This is a genomic window from Agarivorans litoreus (genome assembly GCF_019649015.1).
Classification (GTDB): Bacteria; Pseudomonadota; Gammaproteobacteria; order Enterobacterales; family Celerinatantimonadaceae; genus Agarivorans; species Agarivorans litoreus.
On record NZ_BLPI01000001.1, the window covers coordinates 331,677 to 348,772 of the forward strand.

Below are 17,096 nucleotides of genomic sequence, written 5' to 3' on the forward strand. Positions count from 1 at the left end.
AATAAAGAGGAGGATAGACCAATATCCTCCTCCTGACCGAAATAATATGACCGTATTATTTCGCTATGCGACGCGCAGCGGCGTCTAGTGCTTTCTCTAGAGGTTGACGACCACTAGTGATGTTGGTTAGAGATGTTGCCATCGCAGACCAGAATTTACCCATTGCAGCTACGTTAGGCATTGGCTCACCATCTTGAGCATTTGCGAAAGTTGCAGCGATGCGAGGGTCGCTTGAAAGCTCTTCCATGTACGACTTAAGTGCTACAGCACCTAGTGGTACATCGTCATTCACAGATTTCAAGCCTTCATTAGTAACAAGGTAGTTTTCTAGGAACTCTACCGCTAAGTCAGCGTTAGGTGACGCAGAGTTAACCGCACCTGCTAATACACCAACCATTGGCTTAGCTTTGTTACCGTTGATAGTTGGAATGTAAGTTACACCGTAGTTGATGCCACTTTTTTCCATGTTATCCCAAGCCCAAGGACCGTTGATAACCATTGCTACTTCACCTTTGTTAAAGGCAGAGTCCATTACACCGTAGTCAGCGCCTTTTGGCATGTGACCATTTTCGATAAGATCTTTAATTACTTTAGCGCCCATTTTAGCGCCGTCAGTTGCAACACCGGTATCTTTAACGTCGTAACTACCGTTTTCGTATTTGAAAATGTAACCACCGTTCGCAGCCAGTAGAGGCCATGAGAAGTAAGTATTGTTGTAATCCCATAGGATAGCGTGCTTACCAGACTTCTGAAGTTCTGTATCTAGAGCTGGGATTTCTTCCCAAGTCTTAGGAGGGTTTGGCACTAAATCTTTGTTGTAGATAAGACCTACCGCTTCAATAGCGATTGGGTAGCCGTATACTTTGCCGTCGATAGTAACCGCGTTCCAAGCAAAGTCTTCTACTGCTGCTTTTTTCTCAGCACTTGGCTTAAGTTCAGTTAATAGACCTGCATCAACCCAGTCACCGAAACGGTCGTGAGCCCATAAGAAAATATCAGGACCTGAACCAGTTGAAGCCGCTTGTTGGAATTTACCAGGGGCATCGTCTGGGTGTGCAACACTTACTTTAACACCAGTATCAGCTTCAAAGCGTTTACCTACTTCAGCCAAGCCGTTGTAGCCTTTATCACCATTTACCCAAATGGTTAATTGGCCTTCTTCAATTGCAGCAAAAGCATTAGATGCCATGCCTAAAGAAGCAACCGCAATAGCAGATGCAAGAATTGTCTTTTTCATTAGCCTTTCCTTAACTGTCGTTATGATTATTTTTGGGTCGCAAGAGTAACTTGCTGCGCTAGATTCTAGCTCATAAGGCTGGTTTAACACATGACTTAGCTCGCACTTTTGAAATTATACTACAAACACCTAAACCGAGGTGCAGCCTGCCTTAAGAGGTGATTTAATCACCTAACAGTGGTAATAAAACAACAAAACATCCACCAAATAAGCTTGAAAACCTTTCCATGTAGTAATTAAACTACAGAAATGAAACTGATAACCTTTTCAAGCAATCCAATTAACTTATTTGTTATTTTTCAACTGTTCTCTTAAGTTAGGTGGGATTCCAACGATCGTCAATGTATCTGTTGCTTCGTCGTAAAAAACGCGATCTCCTAACAATTTTTGTTCGAAACTTACCGACACCCCTTTCCCCTGACCAAAACATTTAGCCAGCTTTTTCAGTGCTGTTCGATCAGCAGGGAATTGTTCTTCAAGGGGGTAGTTCTCAGCAGCAAACTGGTAGAAATCGACGTTCTCTTCGGCAGTAGGTAAAGCCTTAGCTAACTCGCCAACTACAATGTCTTCGCCATCTTTTAGCTGTTGTTCACAATAAGACTTAACTTCATCTTTATAGGCGAGTTTTTCTTCTTTATCTAACTGAGTAGCTTGACAGTAATCATCAACAGCTTGCATAAGTACTGCATTTTGCATTTTTACGTCTAAACCATCGTCACACCCCAAGAACTCCACAAAGAAATCTGCAATTTTTCTCCCAGCCCTTCCTTTTATATAAGAAACATAACGCTGAGACTCTGGATTACGTTGCATGTCGGTAATATCAATGCGAGCAGCAAGTTGTACAGAGCTTGTTTCTAAATAACGACTAGCTGTAAGTTCTAAGCTATCGTCTACTGCAGGTGAGGTTTTATTTTCTAACAGCATGATAAGCAAAAACTCGCCCGCAACATGCTCATAGTTGGCCAGAAGCAATACTCCTTGCTCCACAAAATCATATTTCTTTAGTTCTTCAACCAATACCGCGCCAGCATCAACACTGTATTTATGAAAATCAACGTCTTGACTTAATAAGGCATCCAATTGTTGTTTGAAGGGGCTATCATTTTCTTGGTTATAAAAACCAAAGCCTTTAGCTGCTCTTCCACTATAGTTGAGATGTAAACTCTCGATTAAGCTAAGTGCCTCTTCGCTATGAGCCATTTCTTCAGCTCGTGCTTGCAGCCCAATGGTGCCATCTTCAACTAGCTCTAGTGAATGTAAAATAAGGTGTTTTAAGGAAATGCTCATGGTCTGTTACTGTTAGTGTTTGCTGACAAGGTGGGGTATTATACGCGTCTTTATCAAAAAATTTGCAGAGAAGTAATGGCAATAGTTTCAAAATATTCCACTGAACAGGTGGAACAATTACTTAATGATGTACTCAAAGTAGTCGACAATCACAATGTAACCACTGATTTGGCGCTAATGGTACTGGGCAATGCAGCTACCTGTATGATAAATCAGCGTGTTGCACCTGAGCAAAGAAAGAAGCTCACCGAGGGCTTTGCCAAAGCCCTTAAGAATTCGATTAACGACGAAAAATAAGCATACTAAGGATTTTCTGTCTCGCAATGGTAAATAGCTCAAAACAGTACCGCGACAAGGTGTCTCAACTCATTAGTTGGGGCCACTGGTTTTGTTTATCTAACATTATTCTAGCGTTAATGGTTGGCTTGCGCTATTTGGTATTAGCTACACCACCAGAAACTTTTTTAGGCCAAAGCTATTTAATTGTTAGTTGGCTCGGGCAATTTGCCTTTATCGCCTTTGTTATATTCTTGTTAACCTTATTCCCACTCAGCTTTATTATTCCCAGTAATCGCTCGATGCGCTTTGTTGGTGCCGTGTTTGCAACCATTGGGATCAGCTTACTAATTGTTGATACCGAGGTTTTTGCCACATTTAGCTTACACTTAAACCCAACGCTGATAGAGCTACTTATAGATAAAGAGCAAAACAGCCAAGCCAATACACTTAACCTATTGTTTGTATCTGTGCCTTTCATCTTTCTATTGGAGCTATGGCTAGCGAAGCTATGCTGGAAGTATTTACGTCGTTTAGAGCATAAGCGCCTAGGTGGACCTATTGCGGGTGTATTGTTTATTTGTTTTTTGTTAACCCACTTTGTGCATGCGTGGGCAGATGCAACAAACTACACTACCATTACTCGGCAAAAGAATAACTTTCCTTTATTTTACCCTCTTACCGCGCGTAGCTTTCTACAGGAGCAAGGCATTTTTGATGTTGACGCTTACTACAAGCAAATTAAAGCGCAAGAAGAACAGCAAGGACGCCTTCGTTACCCAGTATCCCCTTTAAAATACAACCAAGTAGAACACCGTTACAACTTAATGATTGTGGTAGTGGAGGGTTTACGTTGGGATATGCTAAACCAGCAGGCGATGCCAAATAGCTGGAAGCAGGCTAAACACTCTAGCCAATTTTTTAGTCACTTCAGTGGCAGCAACAAACCTCAAGAAGGCTTGTTCAGCCTATTCTATGGTATTCCAACCAGTTATTGGCCTAGCTTCAAAGCAGAGCGCCAAGGCTCTGTACTAGTCTCTGCGCTTCAAGACAACAATTACCAGATTGAATTGTTCAGTAGTCGCGGCTTAAATCTACCTGAATTGGCTGAAACCAGCTTTAGCGAACTTTCAAACCTTGATATGACCCAATGGCCAGGCGGGGCTGCTGGCGATGAAAAAGCGGTCCAAGAATGGTTAACTTGGCAACAAAGCCAATACGCTCAGCTTCCTTGGTTTAACTTTCTTTACTTAAATGGTGTTGCGGCCTACGACAATGGCAGTGGTAGTACAATAAGCGAAGTAACTCCGGAGTCTTTAAGCCAACACTATAGCGAAGCAGCCCACGCGGTAGATCAGCAACTAAACAAAGTTTATCTACAATTAGTCCAAAGTGGTCAATTAGAACGCACTATCTTACTGGTCACCTCTGACTACGGAAACGAACTCAATGATGCAAACAGCAATTATTGGGGAAACAATAGCAACTTTAGTCGTTATCAAACCCAAGTACCTTTATTTATATCTTGGCCAGATAGAACCCCTTTGCTTTTACACGGTGATACCAGCCATAACGATATAGTGCCAACCATACTCGAAGAAATGCTGGCGGTAGCATCAAACAGTACAAACTACAGTAGTGGCCAAAATTTATTTAAAAAACGCAAGCGTGATTGGGTTTTAATTGGTAACCAAGAGCAACAAGCTGTGGTTCAAAACAACCAAATAACTCTCTTTGATCAATCGGGTAGCTATCAGGTACTGGATCGTGATTTAAAAGCCAGTAATGCTCGAGTATCAGTCCCAATGCTGGTACAAGTACTAAACGACTTAAAGCGTTTTTATCAGCCACAACAATAATTTGTACATTGAATGAACACTTAAGCACAAAAACCAAAGTGGTGTATTGACAGCACACCGATAGCTAAGTAAATTCATTGCTCAATTCGGAACGTAGCGCAGCCTGGTAGCGCACCGTCATGGGGTGTCGGGGGTCGGAGGTTCAAATCCTCTCGTTCCGACCATATTTTACAAAGGGTTAGCTTCGGCTAACCCTTTTGTATTTTTAAGCATGACTAGGGTCTGTTTATTCAGTGTCCTCTTATCAAATGCATTGAAATAGCCCAATAAAGCGCTGGGAGGATTGACAGTATAATTGCCGCTTAGTGGGTTAAAGTTTTAGGGCTACACTCTGTATCAACCAATTCATCAAGTGCTAGGCAATACCCCGTAACATCTATATGCAATCACTCACCGCAGACTTTAAGCAATACTTTGTGGAAAGATTAGCCTTAAGGTGTGCAAGGATCTCCCGTTAAGTTGCGGCCTAGCTTAATACTTAACCCCCGTTAACCCCAATACTGCCTAACAGTAATAAAACTGATAATACAAAAAATAATGCTAGTTAGTTGAAATACTCTGGGATTGGGGCTGGTGCATATCAGTTTTAATCCTGAGCCTGAACGATTCGCGCCAAAGAAAAGCTGATTCATAAAAAGCTATGAGCTAGAAATCGAAAATAATACCAATCACACTAAGTAAGTGATCAAAAATAACGCAGGAAAAATGCTCGAGAACAAAGCATGTTTTTTCGATAAGTAGTTATTCTACAATCAAAAATTCTAACGCAGTTATCAAGTATTTTAACCCGATAGAATGAACAGGTACTTAGTACGATTGGTATAACCTCACTTTGACGCCATGGTGAATACGATTGTATTTGTGAGTATGCAACCTTTGCATAAATGCCGAGTGACAATGGTAATGAGTAAAATGAATGCTGAAGTCTTGTTCGTTGCTGCTTAATTAGTACAGACTTCCTAATACGAACACAGTTTTTAAAAGTGCTTATTGATGAAACAAAGTTGTAACGAAAACTAAAACCGACTGAAAATGTGATAAAGCAAACGCTAACAATCCACTAGAGAACTAAGGTTAATTTCAAACTGCAGCAAAGGTGCATTACCAAGGCTCCTTTCGATAGCACCAAACCGTGGAAGTAAACAGGTGAGAAGATCCGCGCCAGTGCTGTAGCTAGCACCAGCGCTACTTTAACAAAACAAGTAACTAAATGGCCGCTCCTTGCTGCACACTGTCTGACGCCGCATTAATGCGTTTTACTACCGCTAATCCTTTTTCTAAGGCTTCGGTGCGGCTATCTACGATATGCTCTTGATCTATCCAATCGCGAATTTGGATTTTTTCTAGCTGCTCCATGGTTTGCTCGTTAGGGCTGTAGAGGAACACTTCACAGCCAGCATCTAAGGCATCACGCATGGCGTTTTCCAGCGCTAGCGCCACGGTAACGTCAATCATTGGTACCGCGCTAAGATCTAGCACCATTACTTTGTACTGCTCCACGGCTGCGTGTTGTCTGGCAATGGCTTTTGATACTCCAAAAATCATTGGCCCAGAGAGGTAGAAAAACAATAGCTGGCCCTTGGCTTGGTCTAACAACCGGCGTTCTGAATCTTCAAGCGGGACGCCGTCGTCGGCGTCAGATATCGCCTTAACGTTTTTCTCCTGAACCCGGCTAAGCTTTTCGATAGTAATTACGTTGGCGAGGAATACTCCAATGCCTACCGCGTAAATTAGGTCAACAAACACGGTAAGAAATAGCACGCCGTACATGATGCAAGTCGGGACTAAAGATACCCGGTGGGCGCGTTTGATGAAGCTCCAATCAAGAATATTTAGACCAACATACATAGCAATACCCGCAAGAACGGCCAACGGAATTGGCTGGGTAAGCGGCGCTAACCAAAGCACCACTAACAGCAAGATAATCGCGCGCACAATGCCAGAGAGTGGAGAGCTTCCGCCTACTTGAACATTCACCACAGTTCCCATAGTCGCGCCCGCGCCAGGCAAGCCACCAAACAGGCCTGAAACTGTATTTGCAATGCCCTGCCCCATTAACTCTCGGTTAGAGTCATGCTCTTTGCGGGTTAAGCTATCGGCAATTACTGCAGTAAGTAGCGTATCGATACAGCCTAAAGTACCCAGCACTAAGGCATCAACCAGCATTTCGCTAAGCAGGCCCCAAGTAAAAGTGGGCCAAATAATCGATGGTAGGCCACTTGGGATCTCTCCAATACGGCGAATACCCTCGTCACTAAATAGCAGCATAGACACTAAAGTAACCGCCACCAGCGCGACCAATTGTGGAGGGATTATTTTTTTGTATTTATTAGGCATGAATAAGAGTGCGCCTAAGGTCATCAGCCCTAACAGGAACTCGCCAAAGTGCATATTTCGAATTAAGTCGGGAATCGCCTGCAGGGTTCCAAGGGCTCCACCGGCAGGAGTGGATTGGCCTAAAAAGGGCGCCAACTGGAGGATGACCAAAATGACCCCAACGCCAGACATAAAGCCAGAAATAACACTATAAGGCATCAAGGTAATGTATTTACCTAGCTTAAGGGCGCCAAGGGCGATTTGGAATAGTCCGGCCATCATCACCACGGTAAATGCCATGGCGGGCCCGTTTTCTGGGTGTTTGGCTATCATGGTGGTAAGTACCGCCGCCATGACGACGGTCATCGGTCCGGTTGGCTCGGAGATCAAAGTGCGCGAACCGCCAAATAACGCGGCAAACAAACCTACTAAAATGGCGCCCCAAAGACCCGCTTGAGGTCCTGCTCCCGATGCAACACCAAACGCTAAAGCCATTGGTAGTGAGACGATAGCAGTGGTAACACCACCAAACAAATCGCCCTTAATGTTCATTGATTCAAACTTACCCTTAACCAAACCGCTACTCCTTTTGCTTGGACGCCCCAATTGTATTGAATTTTTGGGGAAATAAAACACTCGATTTAGTGCGGTTACTATTTGTTTTTGAAACTAACAGCTAAAACGCTACGAATACTGGCAAGTACGCAGCCTTACTCACTCTGTTCAGACCAGATGGCTAGGCTTAGGTGGACTTGAGCAACAGACGAAACCAAACAAAATCTAACAAGGCACAGCCAAGAGCAACAAAAATAAGCTAAGCATTGGTATAGAACCACATCAATCACCGTTAAGCGCTAGCTGGCAGAGTCATTCTTACTTATAATGCCCCTACAAACTTAGGTGCTAATTTAACTAGTGCTGCTTTGGCTTAAGGCGTTACCCTCGCTAAGCCACCATAAACAGAAATTAAAAGAGAAAATATCATGAGCGATCTGCCTCCATGCCCAGAATGTGAATCAGCCTATGTATACCAAGATGGTTCACTACTTATTTGCCCTGAATGCGCGCATGAGTGGAACCCAAACGAAGAAGTAGTTGACCCTGATGCCATTGTACTTAAAGACGCTGTAGGCAATTTACTAGCAGAAGACGATAAAGTTACCCTGATTAAAGACCTAAAAGTGAAAGGGTCGTCGTTAGTGCTAAAAGTAGGTACTAAAGCGGTAATTAAGCGCTTTGTAGATGCTGATCATGACATCGACTGTAAGGTAGATGGTCACGGCCACATGATGCTTAAATCTAAATTTGTTAGAAAACAGAACTAATAAATTTTAACCTTGAAGTAATAAATAGACCTGCCTTAGCAGGTTTATTGCGTTTAAGTTAACTCATTTACTCATGAAAACAATCCTTTGCTTCGGCGATTCTAATACTTGGGGTTACTCTCCCGATAATGGTCAACGCATAGACCATAACCAATGCTGGCCGGGAGTAGTAGCTCAACAGCTTGGCAAAGGCGTTAGGCTAATTGAGAATGGTTTACCGGGACGCTCCAGCTATCTAAACAACCCTAATTTTGGTTTAACCAGCGGCATTAATGCCCTAATCGATGAAGTGATTAAACATCAACCCCACTGGTTAGTATTGATGCTAGGTACCAACGATTTGTTCCCAGCCTTTAAACTCAGCGCAGCGCAAGTAGCGGACAACATTAATAAAATGATAGTTGAGCTGCGAGAGGCTTGTTGTAGTGAGCAAACAGCCGTACCTCATATACTGTTGATTGCTCCCCCACCGTTAAATCAGGGTAGCTTTGCAGAGTTTTTTGCTGGCGCACAGGATAAATCCCACCAACTAGCCGAGCTATTCCAAAAAGTAGCTTTATTGAATAACGCTGAGTTTCTCGATGCAGCAACGGTAGTTAACGGAACGCTAACGGATGGCGTCCATCTGAACTGTGCGCAGCACCAAGACTTGGGCAAAGCACTTGCTGATAAGCTAAAACATTTAGTTTAAGTCTCACACCAATCCAGCACATGACAGCTAAACACTAGGCAAGAAGTACGCGAGATTTTCCTTATGAACAAGTTATGGAGGTCAATATTATGCAGTTTAAGTGGCTGTATAATCCTTTGTCACTATTTTGCCAATGTTTACAGGAATAAAAGATGCTGTTTGTATGCTCCGACATCCACGGTGATTATCAGGCTTTGCTACTCACTCTAGCGGCTTTTGAGCGCAGTGGCGCTTCGCACTTAGTTTGTTTGGGAGACGTGCTTAATCACGGCCCTCGTAACCCAGTGCCAGAGCATTATGCGCCAACAAAAGTGGCCGCAGCTTTAAACAGAATAGCTGAACATATCATTGCAGTTAGGGGCAACTGCGACAGTGAAGTTGACCAAGCACTCTGTGAGTTTCCGCTATTAGCCGAATACAACCAACTGCTGCTAGCTAGTCGTAAGGTTTTTTTGTGTCACGGTCACACATATAATCCAAGCAAACTCCCACCATTGGCTGAGGGAGATCTGTTTGTAAGTGGCCACAGCCATGTTCCGCAAGCAGATTATCAAGAAAAGTGCTTTGTATTGAACCCTGGCTCAGTGTCGATGCCTCGCCAAGGCTGGCCAAGGAGCTATGCGCTTATCGACGAGACCAAGATGCAGGTAATAAACTTAAGCGGTAATGAAGTGTTGTTAAGTTGTCCGCTGAGCTAGTTAACCAGAGCTCGGGATAATAAACTGGCTTTTAAGGGCTACTTATTTCGGTGTTGAAGCTACTTGCAATAGCCTAGCTATTGGCGCGCAGCTTCACCTTGAATGAAGCAAAACTATCTCGCCAAAAACATAAAGCAAGATTCAGTACTGGGTTACGGAGTTATCGTCACTTCCTTATCCAAAATTTAGGTTAGTTAAATACTTTTATACCCTACCCAAAAACAAAAAACCGCTAACAGCGGTTTTTTGTTTATTAAACCTTGGAGGATTTATAAAACAGCCCAGTGAAAGGTTACTCCCACATGACTACCATCACAGTTGGCAGTGCAAAATGAAGCTAAAAATGGCTCGGTCTCAAGATCATATTTGATGTAGGTATAGCGTAGTTCTATCCATGAGCGCGATTCACCTAACATGTAACCAACAAAGCCGGTATAGCCCAGCGTGTCTTCATAGCGCGCGTAGTACTTTTCATCACTGCCTATGAACTGGCCACCCACTTTGTTACTCATGTGATAAGTAAGGCCACCACCTAGTTTAAAAGAATCATTAATTTGATAATACGGTAAGGCTTCGAGGACAAAGCGAGTAAACCACATTCCTTGGTTACCGCTAGAAGTGCTGGCGAAGCTAAATTGGGTATCTACATGATAGCCCGTATTGGTAATCAATCGAAGGTCTTCAACTATAGGCCAATCTATTCCTACGCTTGCTTTAAACAGTCCGCCGCCTTTCAACACAGCGTCATCGACAACATTATTGTTTTCATCGATATAGTAAGCTTCGGCGATGGTATCGCCACCGTAGCTTGCCCCTAGGCTAATCAGTAAATCCCAGTTGTTTTGTTCCGCATATTTTCCGTAACCTAACTCTGCCGTAGCCAAGTTTGAAAACAATAAGCTTATACATGCCAATAAACGCAACACACCTTTTCCTTGGTGCTTAATAAACAACATCCACATTGTTGTTAACTTCCCTTTTATTGATAAAACGCGCAGTCTATCAGAAGCTATTGTTATAAAATACAATAGTTTATTAAAAGTTGTCTGCTAATTGATTTAGCCCAAACATGTAAAGCAAAAAGTAGGCGTTACTGTTAGTTTTTATTATCAGGCTTATTGGGGGAGCTTTACTTAATTCTCGCTATGCGGCTTTAAATGTAGTAGGAGGCTCGCTAAAACGAACTCTCCTGATTCAAATAATTTTTAATTACAAAGGCTATCTTTAATGTACATTTGCTTCGCTGCTTATCGTAACGACTAGCGCTCATCACCAAGGCCTGAAGGGCAGCAGGTTTGCCATCGCGCACTACCCTAATCGATATAGTGAATTTTCTAAGCATGTCACCTTAAATTTACCAGCGCTCAAGCTAGGTTCTCCTCTAATAGAGCCGGACCATTACAGAGATCGGCTTTAGTGCAGTAGTGTCGTCTCCAACCAAATCATTGCCCGTTTTTTATCAATACCAACATGTTCATACTTAAGATCTATATCTAACGCATGACCATCATCACTGCAATTGCAGGGTAGAGTTTCAGCTGCAGCTAAAATTGTTTATGCTTGGTGAAACGCTTCGATTGGTATTATTAATGTAATCACCAAGATAAACGCCATTGCACTAGTTTGTTAAGGAGTTATCCGCCAAATTTGGTGGTACCCGCCTTTTTAGCAATACCTAATATATCTAGAACGTGGTTGTATTTAGCCTCTATACCCAATGCTAAATACCCCACTCTCAATAACCGAGTTGTAACCAATGCCAAATACTAGGTGACGAGTGGGCGCGTAACGAAAGCCAAGCTCTGCGCCCCAATTTCGCTCGGTATTCGTGTGATACTTAGGCTGACAGTCGGTACAATATTGGGTAATACCGTCGGTATGTTCGGAGGTGTCTTCTAGCATTGCGCCTCCCCCATAAATACTTAAGTCATTCGTTAAGCTGTAGCTCAGTCCTAGCCTCACCATTGTTAAGCCACGTTTACCCTCAGCCGGATACTCTAAACCTAGGTCTTCTTCTTTTGAGCGCGCATAACCCAAGTAATAGCCCCAACGGGGATAATTGTTATCATAGTGATTTACATTAACCGTTATGCCTAACATAGGCTGGTCAGGATGTTGATAATCAAGGAATACCGCAGCCCAGGGATAAGCACTAGGTTGTTGGTTGTTTTCCATAAGCGCTGCCGCTGAAGTCGGCATGGTCAGAACACTTACAGCGATGATAGCCTTTACTAATTTGGAAATAAGCACTAATTGTATACCTTTTTACCGATACCTCCATGTAAGCTAAAAATTTGCAGCTGATAATGTCAGGAATTCACGGCTAAAAAAACCATAAAAACCATAAATACACAAAATTTTAGAGGTAATTGCTAAAAAAATGAGAGTGACTTGACACTGCATGACATTACTATAGCCAACATGCAGACCCCTTGATTATTTATGGTTGGCAACATGCTCATTAGATTTGATATAAGCTATTGATTAAATAGCTTACTTGACTATGCTGAGAGCATTAATCTTCACAAGGATGCATTTATGTTTCAGCTTACTGGCCGTAAGGTTATCTTGTTCTTTCTGGTCTTTTTCATCATTAACTACATCATTGCGGTATTTTGGAGCATTGAGCCTGACCAAATAGAAGTAAAAGAGTACGTATTAGAACAAGCAGTTGCCAATGGCGAAGAAGCCGTTACTGGTTATGCGACAACAACAGCTTTGATATACGTCGCCGAAACCTTATTAAACAAATCTGGGGGTTACTTAAGCAACGACAAAATGCCCCCCAGTGTGTTTATGGACAATATGCCGAGTTGGGAGCTTGGCGTATTAAACCAAGTTCGAGATTTATCGCTGATTATGCGTAAAGATTTTAGCCGCTCTCAAGCGCAATCGGTAGAACATGCCCAGCTTAAAATCGCCCAGCCTAAGTTCAATATTGATCATACTTCTTGGCAACTGCCCAGTGCTGAGCGCGAATACCAAGACGCTATCGACGCACTAAAAATTTACCGCGTACAGCTTGCTGACCCCAAAGATCACAATGCGCAATTTTACGCACGCGCTGACAACTTAGTCACGTGGCTAAACGAAGTACAATCGCGCCTGGGAAGCATGTCACAAAAGCTTTCAGCCTCGGTAGGCCGAGAACGCATTAACACTAGCTTAGTGGGTGACGAAGGTGCTGCACAGTCTACCTTTGCTCCATCTGAAAGCATGGTGAAAACTTCTTGGTGGAAAATTGATGACGTGTTCTACGAAGCTCGCGGTGAAGCGTGGGCATTATTGCATTTTTTCCAAGCAGTAGAAGTAGACTTTAAAGGTGTATTGGAGAAGAAGAACGCTACAGTGGCGGTTCGTCAGATAGTTCGCGAGTTAGAGGCGACCCAAGAACCCGTATGGAGCCCAATGATTTTAAATGGCACAGGTTTTGGCCTAATGGCTAACCACTCCTTGGTTATGGCCAACTATGTATCACGTGCCAATGCGGCCATTATTAATTTGAATAATCTGCTTACCAAAGGCTAAATTAGCTACTAGGCAATACCTAAAGCAGCGTTGATTCGCTGCTTTTGTGCATTTACACTGGCTTAACTTTTACCAAGGATAAGTAACATGGACAAACAACAAGCAATTGAAGCTGCCACTTTTCGCCGTTTGCTGGAACACCTAGACCAACACAAAGAAGTACAAAACATTGAGCTGATGAACTTAGCTAATTTTTGTCGAAACTGTTTAGCTAAGTGGATGATGGCAGCTGCAGAAGAGCAAGGTGAAAGCCTTAACTATGATGAAGCAAGAGAAAAAGTGTATGGCATGCCATACTCAGAGTGGAAAGAGCACCACCAACTACCAGCTACCGATGAGCAAATGGCCATTTTCAACGCTAAACAAGCCGCTAAAAAGTAATACGCTGAGGTGATGTGAGCTTTCTTCTTTCACTAACCATTGTAATGAACATTTAGCCGATCCGGTCCGTATATCTAAGTATCACGGTAAATGATTGAGGTAACACAATGCCAAAATCAGTATGGATAAAAAGCAAGGCCAGCAACAACGCTAAAACCTTAGTTCTAGCTGGCTCCCTGCTAGTATTGGTCGGAATAAGCACCCTCTACGTGCCAGCGGTATTGGTATCGCTTATAGCCTCGGTGATATTCTTTTTAGCATACTTGGGGATTCGCGTTGGTGTAGAGAAATGGATGCAACCGCTATATTCAGTTGTATTGTGTTACGACCACATTCAATTCCACCATCGCTACGGTGGTTGGTGTTTACCCTGGGATAAACTACAACGTATCGATGTCCCAAGATTAAGTGACGGGCTTAGTTGGCACGACATGAATTACGTTGGCTTACGTTTGAGCGACCCAGATTATTTACTCGACAGTCTGTCCCCTCGCCTATCTGCACATTTACTCACAGAGCAAAGAGCGGCTTTGCTCGCATCCTTGCGAAGAAGCTGTAAACATTGCCAAGACAGTAAAGTGAGTGACCATTTAATTGAAGACGACTATTTTAAATCGAGCAGTGGGAAAATTTACACCGGACTCACCGGCATGTTTGCAAACAGAATGAAAAAACTCCGAGAGCTCACTGGCTATGACCTATTAATTGAGCAAGATATTCTTGACCGAGAACCAGAAGCATTCATTAGCTTAGTGCGTAACTACAAAAACCAAACTCTGCGCGAGCACAACGCATAATCACCTAGCTCGCTAGGGCACGATGACCAAATTAATAACGCGGCTTATCGCTGCCTTCAACGGTACGCAATAACTTTAAGGTCCACATGTATTGCTCTGGCGAGCGAGAAATTAACTTCTCTACCTCTTGATTCATTCGCAAGGTATCTTGCGCAACATCTTTGCTGGGGAAGTCTTGCATAGCAGGATGAATGAACAACTTAACTTTATGCAGTTCGCTGTCGTAACCCGCATAGATAGGCACCACCTTTGCGCCACTTAATTTTGTCATTTTACCCAATACCGGCAACGTGGCTTTTTTAGTAGCAAATAATGGCGTCATTAAACTGGCTTCTGGACCAAAGTCTTCATCTGGTAAATAGATACAACCAAAACCGGCTCTTACTGCTTTGATCAGCGTTTTAATACCTGCGTTACGTTCAAAAATAACACCGCCAAAACGAGTACGTTGTTTTGCCATCGCCCAATCAACAATGGGGTCACCAGTTTTTTTAAACATGGTGCACATATCGTGGCCGCGGGTACAAAAATAAGTCCCTAAAAAATCCACTGGGTAGGTATGTGGTAATAGAATTATAAAGTTTTCATTGTTATCGAGAATACTTTGAATATTCTCTTCACCATCAACCACAATACGGTTCTGCAGATAGCGTTTTGAGCGAACAGACATCTCGCCTGCTCCCAAAATAAGCTGAGCAAAAATCTGCATATTCTTTTGCATTAATTGCTCGCGTTGTTGCGCGGTCATATCGGGGAAACACAGCTGTAAATTAGTGTCGGCAATGGCACGGCGTTTCTTCAAAGCTTTGAGCTTAAAAATACGGTTGGCAATAGCTACGGCAATTTTATCTCGTAGCTTTACTGGCACATAGGCCAGCAGAATGATGAGTCCGCCCACCAACCAGGTGCCCCAATGCTTAGGGGCTAACCATGATTTGGAAAACGATATAGAAAATGCTTGAGACTCAAACTTCGACATAGTCTAACAACACAACCTTAAGAAATTGATAAAACTGCGCGCCAGTTTACTCTGCAGTGGCGCTAAAGCAAGTTTACTCAAGGCGGTGAGCTACAAAATAGAGTGTGTAGCATCCAAGTTACTCGATACAAAATGATCAAGTTGTGGTGCCATTAATAAGGGTTCGTCCTGCCAAATAATCGCTTTACGCATTTTTTGGCGCGCATCTAATACCATAGATTCAGATTCTTTAGAGCGTAACCAATGGTCTTTACTAGGCCACTGTGAGTAAGAAATCCACGTGCCATCGGAAGCTTTATGTAAACGCGACCCCAATGCGGCACACTTATCAATATTAAAATGAATAATTTCTGACCAGCCTTCTTTAAAGGACTGAATATGCTCTTCATTTAACTTCCAACGAAACAACACAACAAACATCGACAATCTCCTTATTATTCTTGCTTAATATAACTATGGCTGTAGCCTGCCTTAAAACACAAGGTCTCTAGCTAAACTCTGCTAAACGGTTATCAATTAGTTGACTTAACTCACTTTTTCTTTGCTCACTGGCATAACTTGCGGCGACAGCGTTGTGGCAAAGCTGGGCAATTTGCTGCGGGCTCCAGGCAAAAGTTTCACTGCAGGCCTGCAAGTTATCCAATAAATAACCGCCAAAATAAGCAGGATCGTCTGAGTTAATTGTAACCGCCAAGCCTTTTTGCAACATTTTCGGTAATGGGTGCTCACTTAAGTGCTCTACCACCTTTAGTTTTACGTTACTAAACGGACAAACGGTTAAAGGCATTTGAACGGCGGCAAGCTTATTCACTAAGGCTTCGTCTTCTAAGCAGCGAACGCCATGATCAATTCGGCTAACATCCAATAGCTGCCAAGCATTTGCCACATTGGCTGCCGGGCCTTCTTCTCCTGCATGAGCCACTCTTTGTAGCCCCAGTTGCTTGGCCATAGCAAACACTTGTTGGAACTTTTCAGGAGGATGACCTTGTTCACTAGAGTCTAAACCCACACCAATTATATGTTTAAGGTAAGGTTTAGCGGCTTCTAAAGTCTCTATTGCAGAGTCCTGCGATAAGTGGCGCAGAAAACACAATATATATTCGCTGGTTATTCCAAACTGGGTAAAAGCTTGTTGCTTAGCCCTCACCAGCCCATTAATCACTGTGCTTATTGCGATACCGCGTTCAGTATGAGTTTGAGGGTCAAAGAATACTTCCGTATGTAATACATTATCGCGGTGGCAGGTTTCAAAGTAAGCCCAGGCCAAGTCATAAAAGTCTTGTTCTGTTTGCAACACTTCTGCACCTTGATAATACAAATTTAGAAATTCTTGTAGGTTATTAAACTGGTAAGCTTTTTTAAGTCATCAACGCTGGCATAAGGCAAAGTTATATTGTTTCGTTTTGCTAGTTTAAACATCAATTCAGGTTCTAAGCTACCTTCAATGTGCAAATGCAGCTCAACCTTTGCTATTTTTTTAATAAAATCTTGTTGATTAAACATCAATCTTTCCCTTCAACTGCTTGGAGATAAGGGGCTGTTAATCTTTCGTGATTAAATTTTGTTCGAGATAACATTGTTTTAGGCGCGGCAAGGTGTGCGTAACCTAGTCACTCTAAGTAAGTACGCCTTAACAAAGCATAAAACGATTTTAGCCGACCCCTTCGGGCAGAGTGTGAGGATTATTTCTACCACGTTATCGGCTGCTCATGTAGGCTA

Annotated in this window: 15 protein-coding genes, 1 tRNA gene and 1 pseudogene; 9 read left to right on the plus strand and 8 right to left on the minus strand. The window is 42.8% G+C overall.

Going from position 1 to position 17,096, the window contains the following annotated elements; translation table 11 throughout:
- Positions 1-55 precede the first annotated feature (55 nt).
- Positions 56-1,237 carry a maltose/maltodextrin ABC transporter substrate-binding protein MalE gene (gene malE / locus K5L93_RS01525; protein ID WP_220718167.1) on the minus strand — a complete coding sequence of 394 codons (1,182 nt, stop codon included), beginning with the start codon at positions 1,235-1,237 and terminating at the stop codon, positions 56-58.
- Positions 1,238-1,522: 285 nt separating this feature from the next.
- Positions 1,523-2,527, minus strand: coding sequence for a nucleoid-associated protein YejK (yejK, locus tag K5L93_RS01530; RefSeq protein WP_220718168.1), 1,005 nt, complete (start codon positions 2,525-2,527; stop codon positions 1,523-1,525).
- Between the two features lie 75 nt (positions 2,528-2,602).
- Between yejK and K5L93_RS01535 the strand changes: the two genes are divergently transcribed.
- The 3 genes from K5L93_RS01535 (at position 2,603) to K5L93_RS01545 (ending at position 4,826) form a co-directional block, all read left to right on the plus strand.
- Positions 2,603-2,824, plus strand: coding sequence for a YejL family protein (locus K5L93_RS01535; RefSeq protein ID WP_040307371.1), 222 nt, complete (start codon positions 2,603-2,605; stop codon positions 2,822-2,824).
- 26 nt (positions 2,825-2,850) lie between these two features.
- On the plus strand, positions 2,851-4,662 hold the full coding sequence (locus K5L93_RS01540) for a DUF3413 domain-containing protein (protein ID WP_220718169.1): 1,812 nt from the start codon (positions 2,851-2,853) through the stop codon (positions 4,660-4,662).
- A gap of 87 nt (positions 4,663-4,749) precedes the next feature.
- Positions 4,750-4,826: transfer RNA gene (locus K5L93_RS01545), tRNA-Pro, on the plus strand.
- A 1,042-nt stretch (positions 4,827-5,868) separates the two neighbouring features.
- Here the strand turns inward: K5L93_RS01545 and K5L93_RS01550 are convergent.
- A complete protein-coding gene (locus K5L93_RS01550; RefSeq protein WP_246615104.1) occupies positions 5,869-7,530 on the minus strand; it encodes a SulP family inorganic anion transporter in 1,662 nt (553 codons plus the stop codon).
- A gap of 431 nt (positions 7,531-7,961) precedes the next feature.
- Here K5L93_RS01550 and K5L93_RS01555 point away from each other — a divergent pair, with 431 nt between their 5' ends.
- The 3 genes from K5L93_RS01555 to yfcE all read left to right on the plus strand — a co-directional run bounded on the left by K5L93_RS01555 (position 7,962) and on the right by yfcE (position 9,692).
- A complete protein-coding gene (locus tag K5L93_RS01555; protein WP_220718171.1) occupies positions 7,962-8,303 on the plus strand; it encodes a zinc ribbon domain-containing protein YjdM in 342 nt (113 codons plus the stop codon).
- 73 nt (positions 8,304-8,376) lie between these two features.
- Positions 8,377-8,994 carry a GDSL-type esterase/lipase family protein gene (locus K5L93_RS01560; protein WP_220718172.1) on the plus strand — a complete coding sequence of 206 codons (618 nt, stop codon included), beginning with the start codon at positions 8,377-8,379 and terminating at the stop codon, positions 8,992-8,994.
- 152 nt (positions 8,995-9,146) lie between these two features.
- Positions 9,147-9,692, plus strand: coding sequence for a phosphodiesterase (gene yfcE, locus K5L93_RS01565; protein ID WP_220718173.1), 546 nt, complete (start codon positions 9,147-9,149; stop codon positions 9,690-9,692).
- Positions 9,693-9,961: 269 nt separating this feature from the next.
- On the opposite strand, the gene K5L93_RS01570 is transcribed toward yfcE, so the two are convergent.
- On the minus strand, positions 9,962-10,654 hold the full coding sequence (locus K5L93_RS01570) for a hypothetical protein (protein ID WP_220718174.1): 693 nt from the start codon (positions 10,652-10,654) through the stop codon (positions 9,962-9,964).
- Between the two features lie 739 nt (positions 10,655-11,393).
- Complete coding sequence (locus K5L93_RS01575) at positions 11,394-11,891, minus strand: outer membrane beta-barrel protein (protein ID WP_220718175.1); 498 nt, start codon at positions 11,889-11,891, stop codon at positions 11,394-11,396.
- 339 nt (positions 11,892-12,230) lie between these two features.
- On the opposite strand from K5L93_RS01575, the gene K5L93_RS01580 reads away from it, so the two are divergent.
- The 3 genes from K5L93_RS01580 to K5L93_RS01590 all read left to right on the plus strand — a co-directional run bounded on the left by K5L93_RS01580 (position 12,231) and on the right by K5L93_RS01590 (position 14,398).
- Positions 12,231-13,220, plus strand: a complete 990-nt coding sequence (locus K5L93_RS01580; protein ID WP_220718176.1) for a DUF2333 family protein — start codon at positions 12,231-12,233, stop codon at positions 13,218-13,220.
- Between the two features lie 87 nt (positions 13,221-13,307).
- Positions 13,308-13,601, plus strand: a complete 294-nt coding sequence (locus K5L93_RS01585) for a DUF1244 domain-containing protein (RefSeq protein WP_220718177.1) — start codon at positions 13,308-13,310, stop codon at positions 13,599-13,601.
- A 107-nt stretch (positions 13,602-13,708) separates the two neighbouring features.
- Positions 13,709-14,398 carry a DUF2982 domain-containing protein gene (locus tag K5L93_RS01590; RefSeq protein ID WP_220718178.1) on the plus strand — a complete coding sequence of 230 codons (690 nt, stop codon included), beginning with the start codon at positions 13,709-13,711 and terminating at the stop codon, positions 14,396-14,398.
- A 31-nt stretch (positions 14,399-14,429) separates the two neighbouring features.
- Here K5L93_RS01590 and lpxM read toward each other — a convergent pair whose 3' ends face one another.
- The 3 genes and pseudogenes from lpxM to K5L93_RS01605 form a co-directional block, all read right to left on the minus strand.
- Positions 14,430-15,377 (minus strand): lauroyl-Kdo(2)-lipid IV(A) myristoyltransferase, encoded by a 948-nt coding sequence (lpxM, locus tag K5L93_RS01595; protein WP_220718179.1) that lies wholly within the window; start codon positions 15,375-15,377, stop codon positions 14,430-14,432.
- A 90-nt stretch (positions 15,378-15,467) separates the two neighbouring features.
- Positions 15,468-15,797, minus strand: a complete 330-nt coding sequence (locus K5L93_RS01600; RefSeq protein ID WP_220718180.1) for an antibiotic biosynthesis monooxygenase family protein — start codon at positions 15,795-15,797, stop codon at positions 15,468-15,470.
- A 67-nt stretch (positions 15,798-15,864) separates the two neighbouring features.
- A pseudogene (locus tag K5L93_RS01605) lies at positions 15,865-16,880 on the minus strand (adenosine deaminase).
- Positions 16,881-17,096: the final 216 nt, after the last annotated feature.

Coding starts and splice junctions, on each gene's coding strand:
- K5L93_RS01580 (WP_220718176.1), top strand. CDS start 12,231: ATGTTTCAGCTTACTGGCCGTAAGGTTATCTTGTTCTTTCTGGTCTTT.
- K5L93_RS01560 (WP_220718172.1), top strand. CDS start 8,377: ATGAAAACAATCCTTTGCTTCGGCGATTCTAATACTTGGGGTTACTCT.
- K5L93_RS01555 (WP_220718171.1), top strand. CDS start 7,962: ATGAGCGATCTGCCTCCATGCCCAGAATGTGAATCAGCCTATGTATAC.
- K5L93_RS01600 (WP_220718180.1), bottom strand. CDS start 15,797: ATGTTTGTTGTGTTGTTTCGTTGGAAGTTAAATGAAGAGCATATTCAG.
- K5L93_RS01540 (WP_220718169.1), top strand. CDS start 2,851: ATGGTAAATAGCTCAAAACAGTACCGCGACAAGGTGTCTCAACTCATT.
- yejK (WP_220718168.1), bottom strand. CDS start 2,527: ATGAGCATTTCCTTAAAACACCTTATTTTACATTCACTAGAGCTAGTT.
- K5L93_RS01585 (WP_220718177.1), top strand. CDS start 13,308: ATGGACAAACAACAAGCAATTGAAGCTGCCACTTTTCGCCGTTTGCTG.
- K5L93_RS01550 (WP_246615104.1), bottom strand. CDS start 7,530: ATGAACATTAAGGGCGATTTGTTTGGTGGTGTTACCACTGCTATCGTC.
- K5L93_RS01575 (WP_220718175.1), bottom strand. CDS start 11,891: ATGCCGACTTCAGCGGCAGCGCTTATGGAAAACAACCAACAACCTAGT.
- malE (WP_220718167.1), bottom strand. CDS start 1,237: ATGAAAAAGACAATTCTTGCATCTGCTATTGCGGTTGCTTCTTTAGGC.
- lpxM (WP_220718179.1), bottom strand. CDS start 15,377: ATGTCGAAGTTTGAGTCTCAAGCATTTTCTATATCGTTTTCCAAATCA.
- K5L93_RS01590 (WP_220718178.1), top strand. CDS start 13,709: ATGCCAAAATCAGTATGGATAAAAAGCAAGGCCAGCAACAACGCTAAA.
- yfcE (WP_220718173.1), top strand. CDS start 9,147: ATGCTGTTTGTATGCTCCGACATCCACGGTGATTATCAGGCTTTGCTA.
- K5L93_RS01535 (WP_040307371.1), top strand. CDS start 2,603: ATGGCAATAGTTTCAAAATATTCCACTGAACAGGTGGAACAATTACTT.
- K5L93_RS01570 (WP_220718174.1), bottom strand. CDS start 10,654: ATGTGGATGTTGTTTATTAAGCACCAAGGAAAAGGTGTGTTGCGTTTA.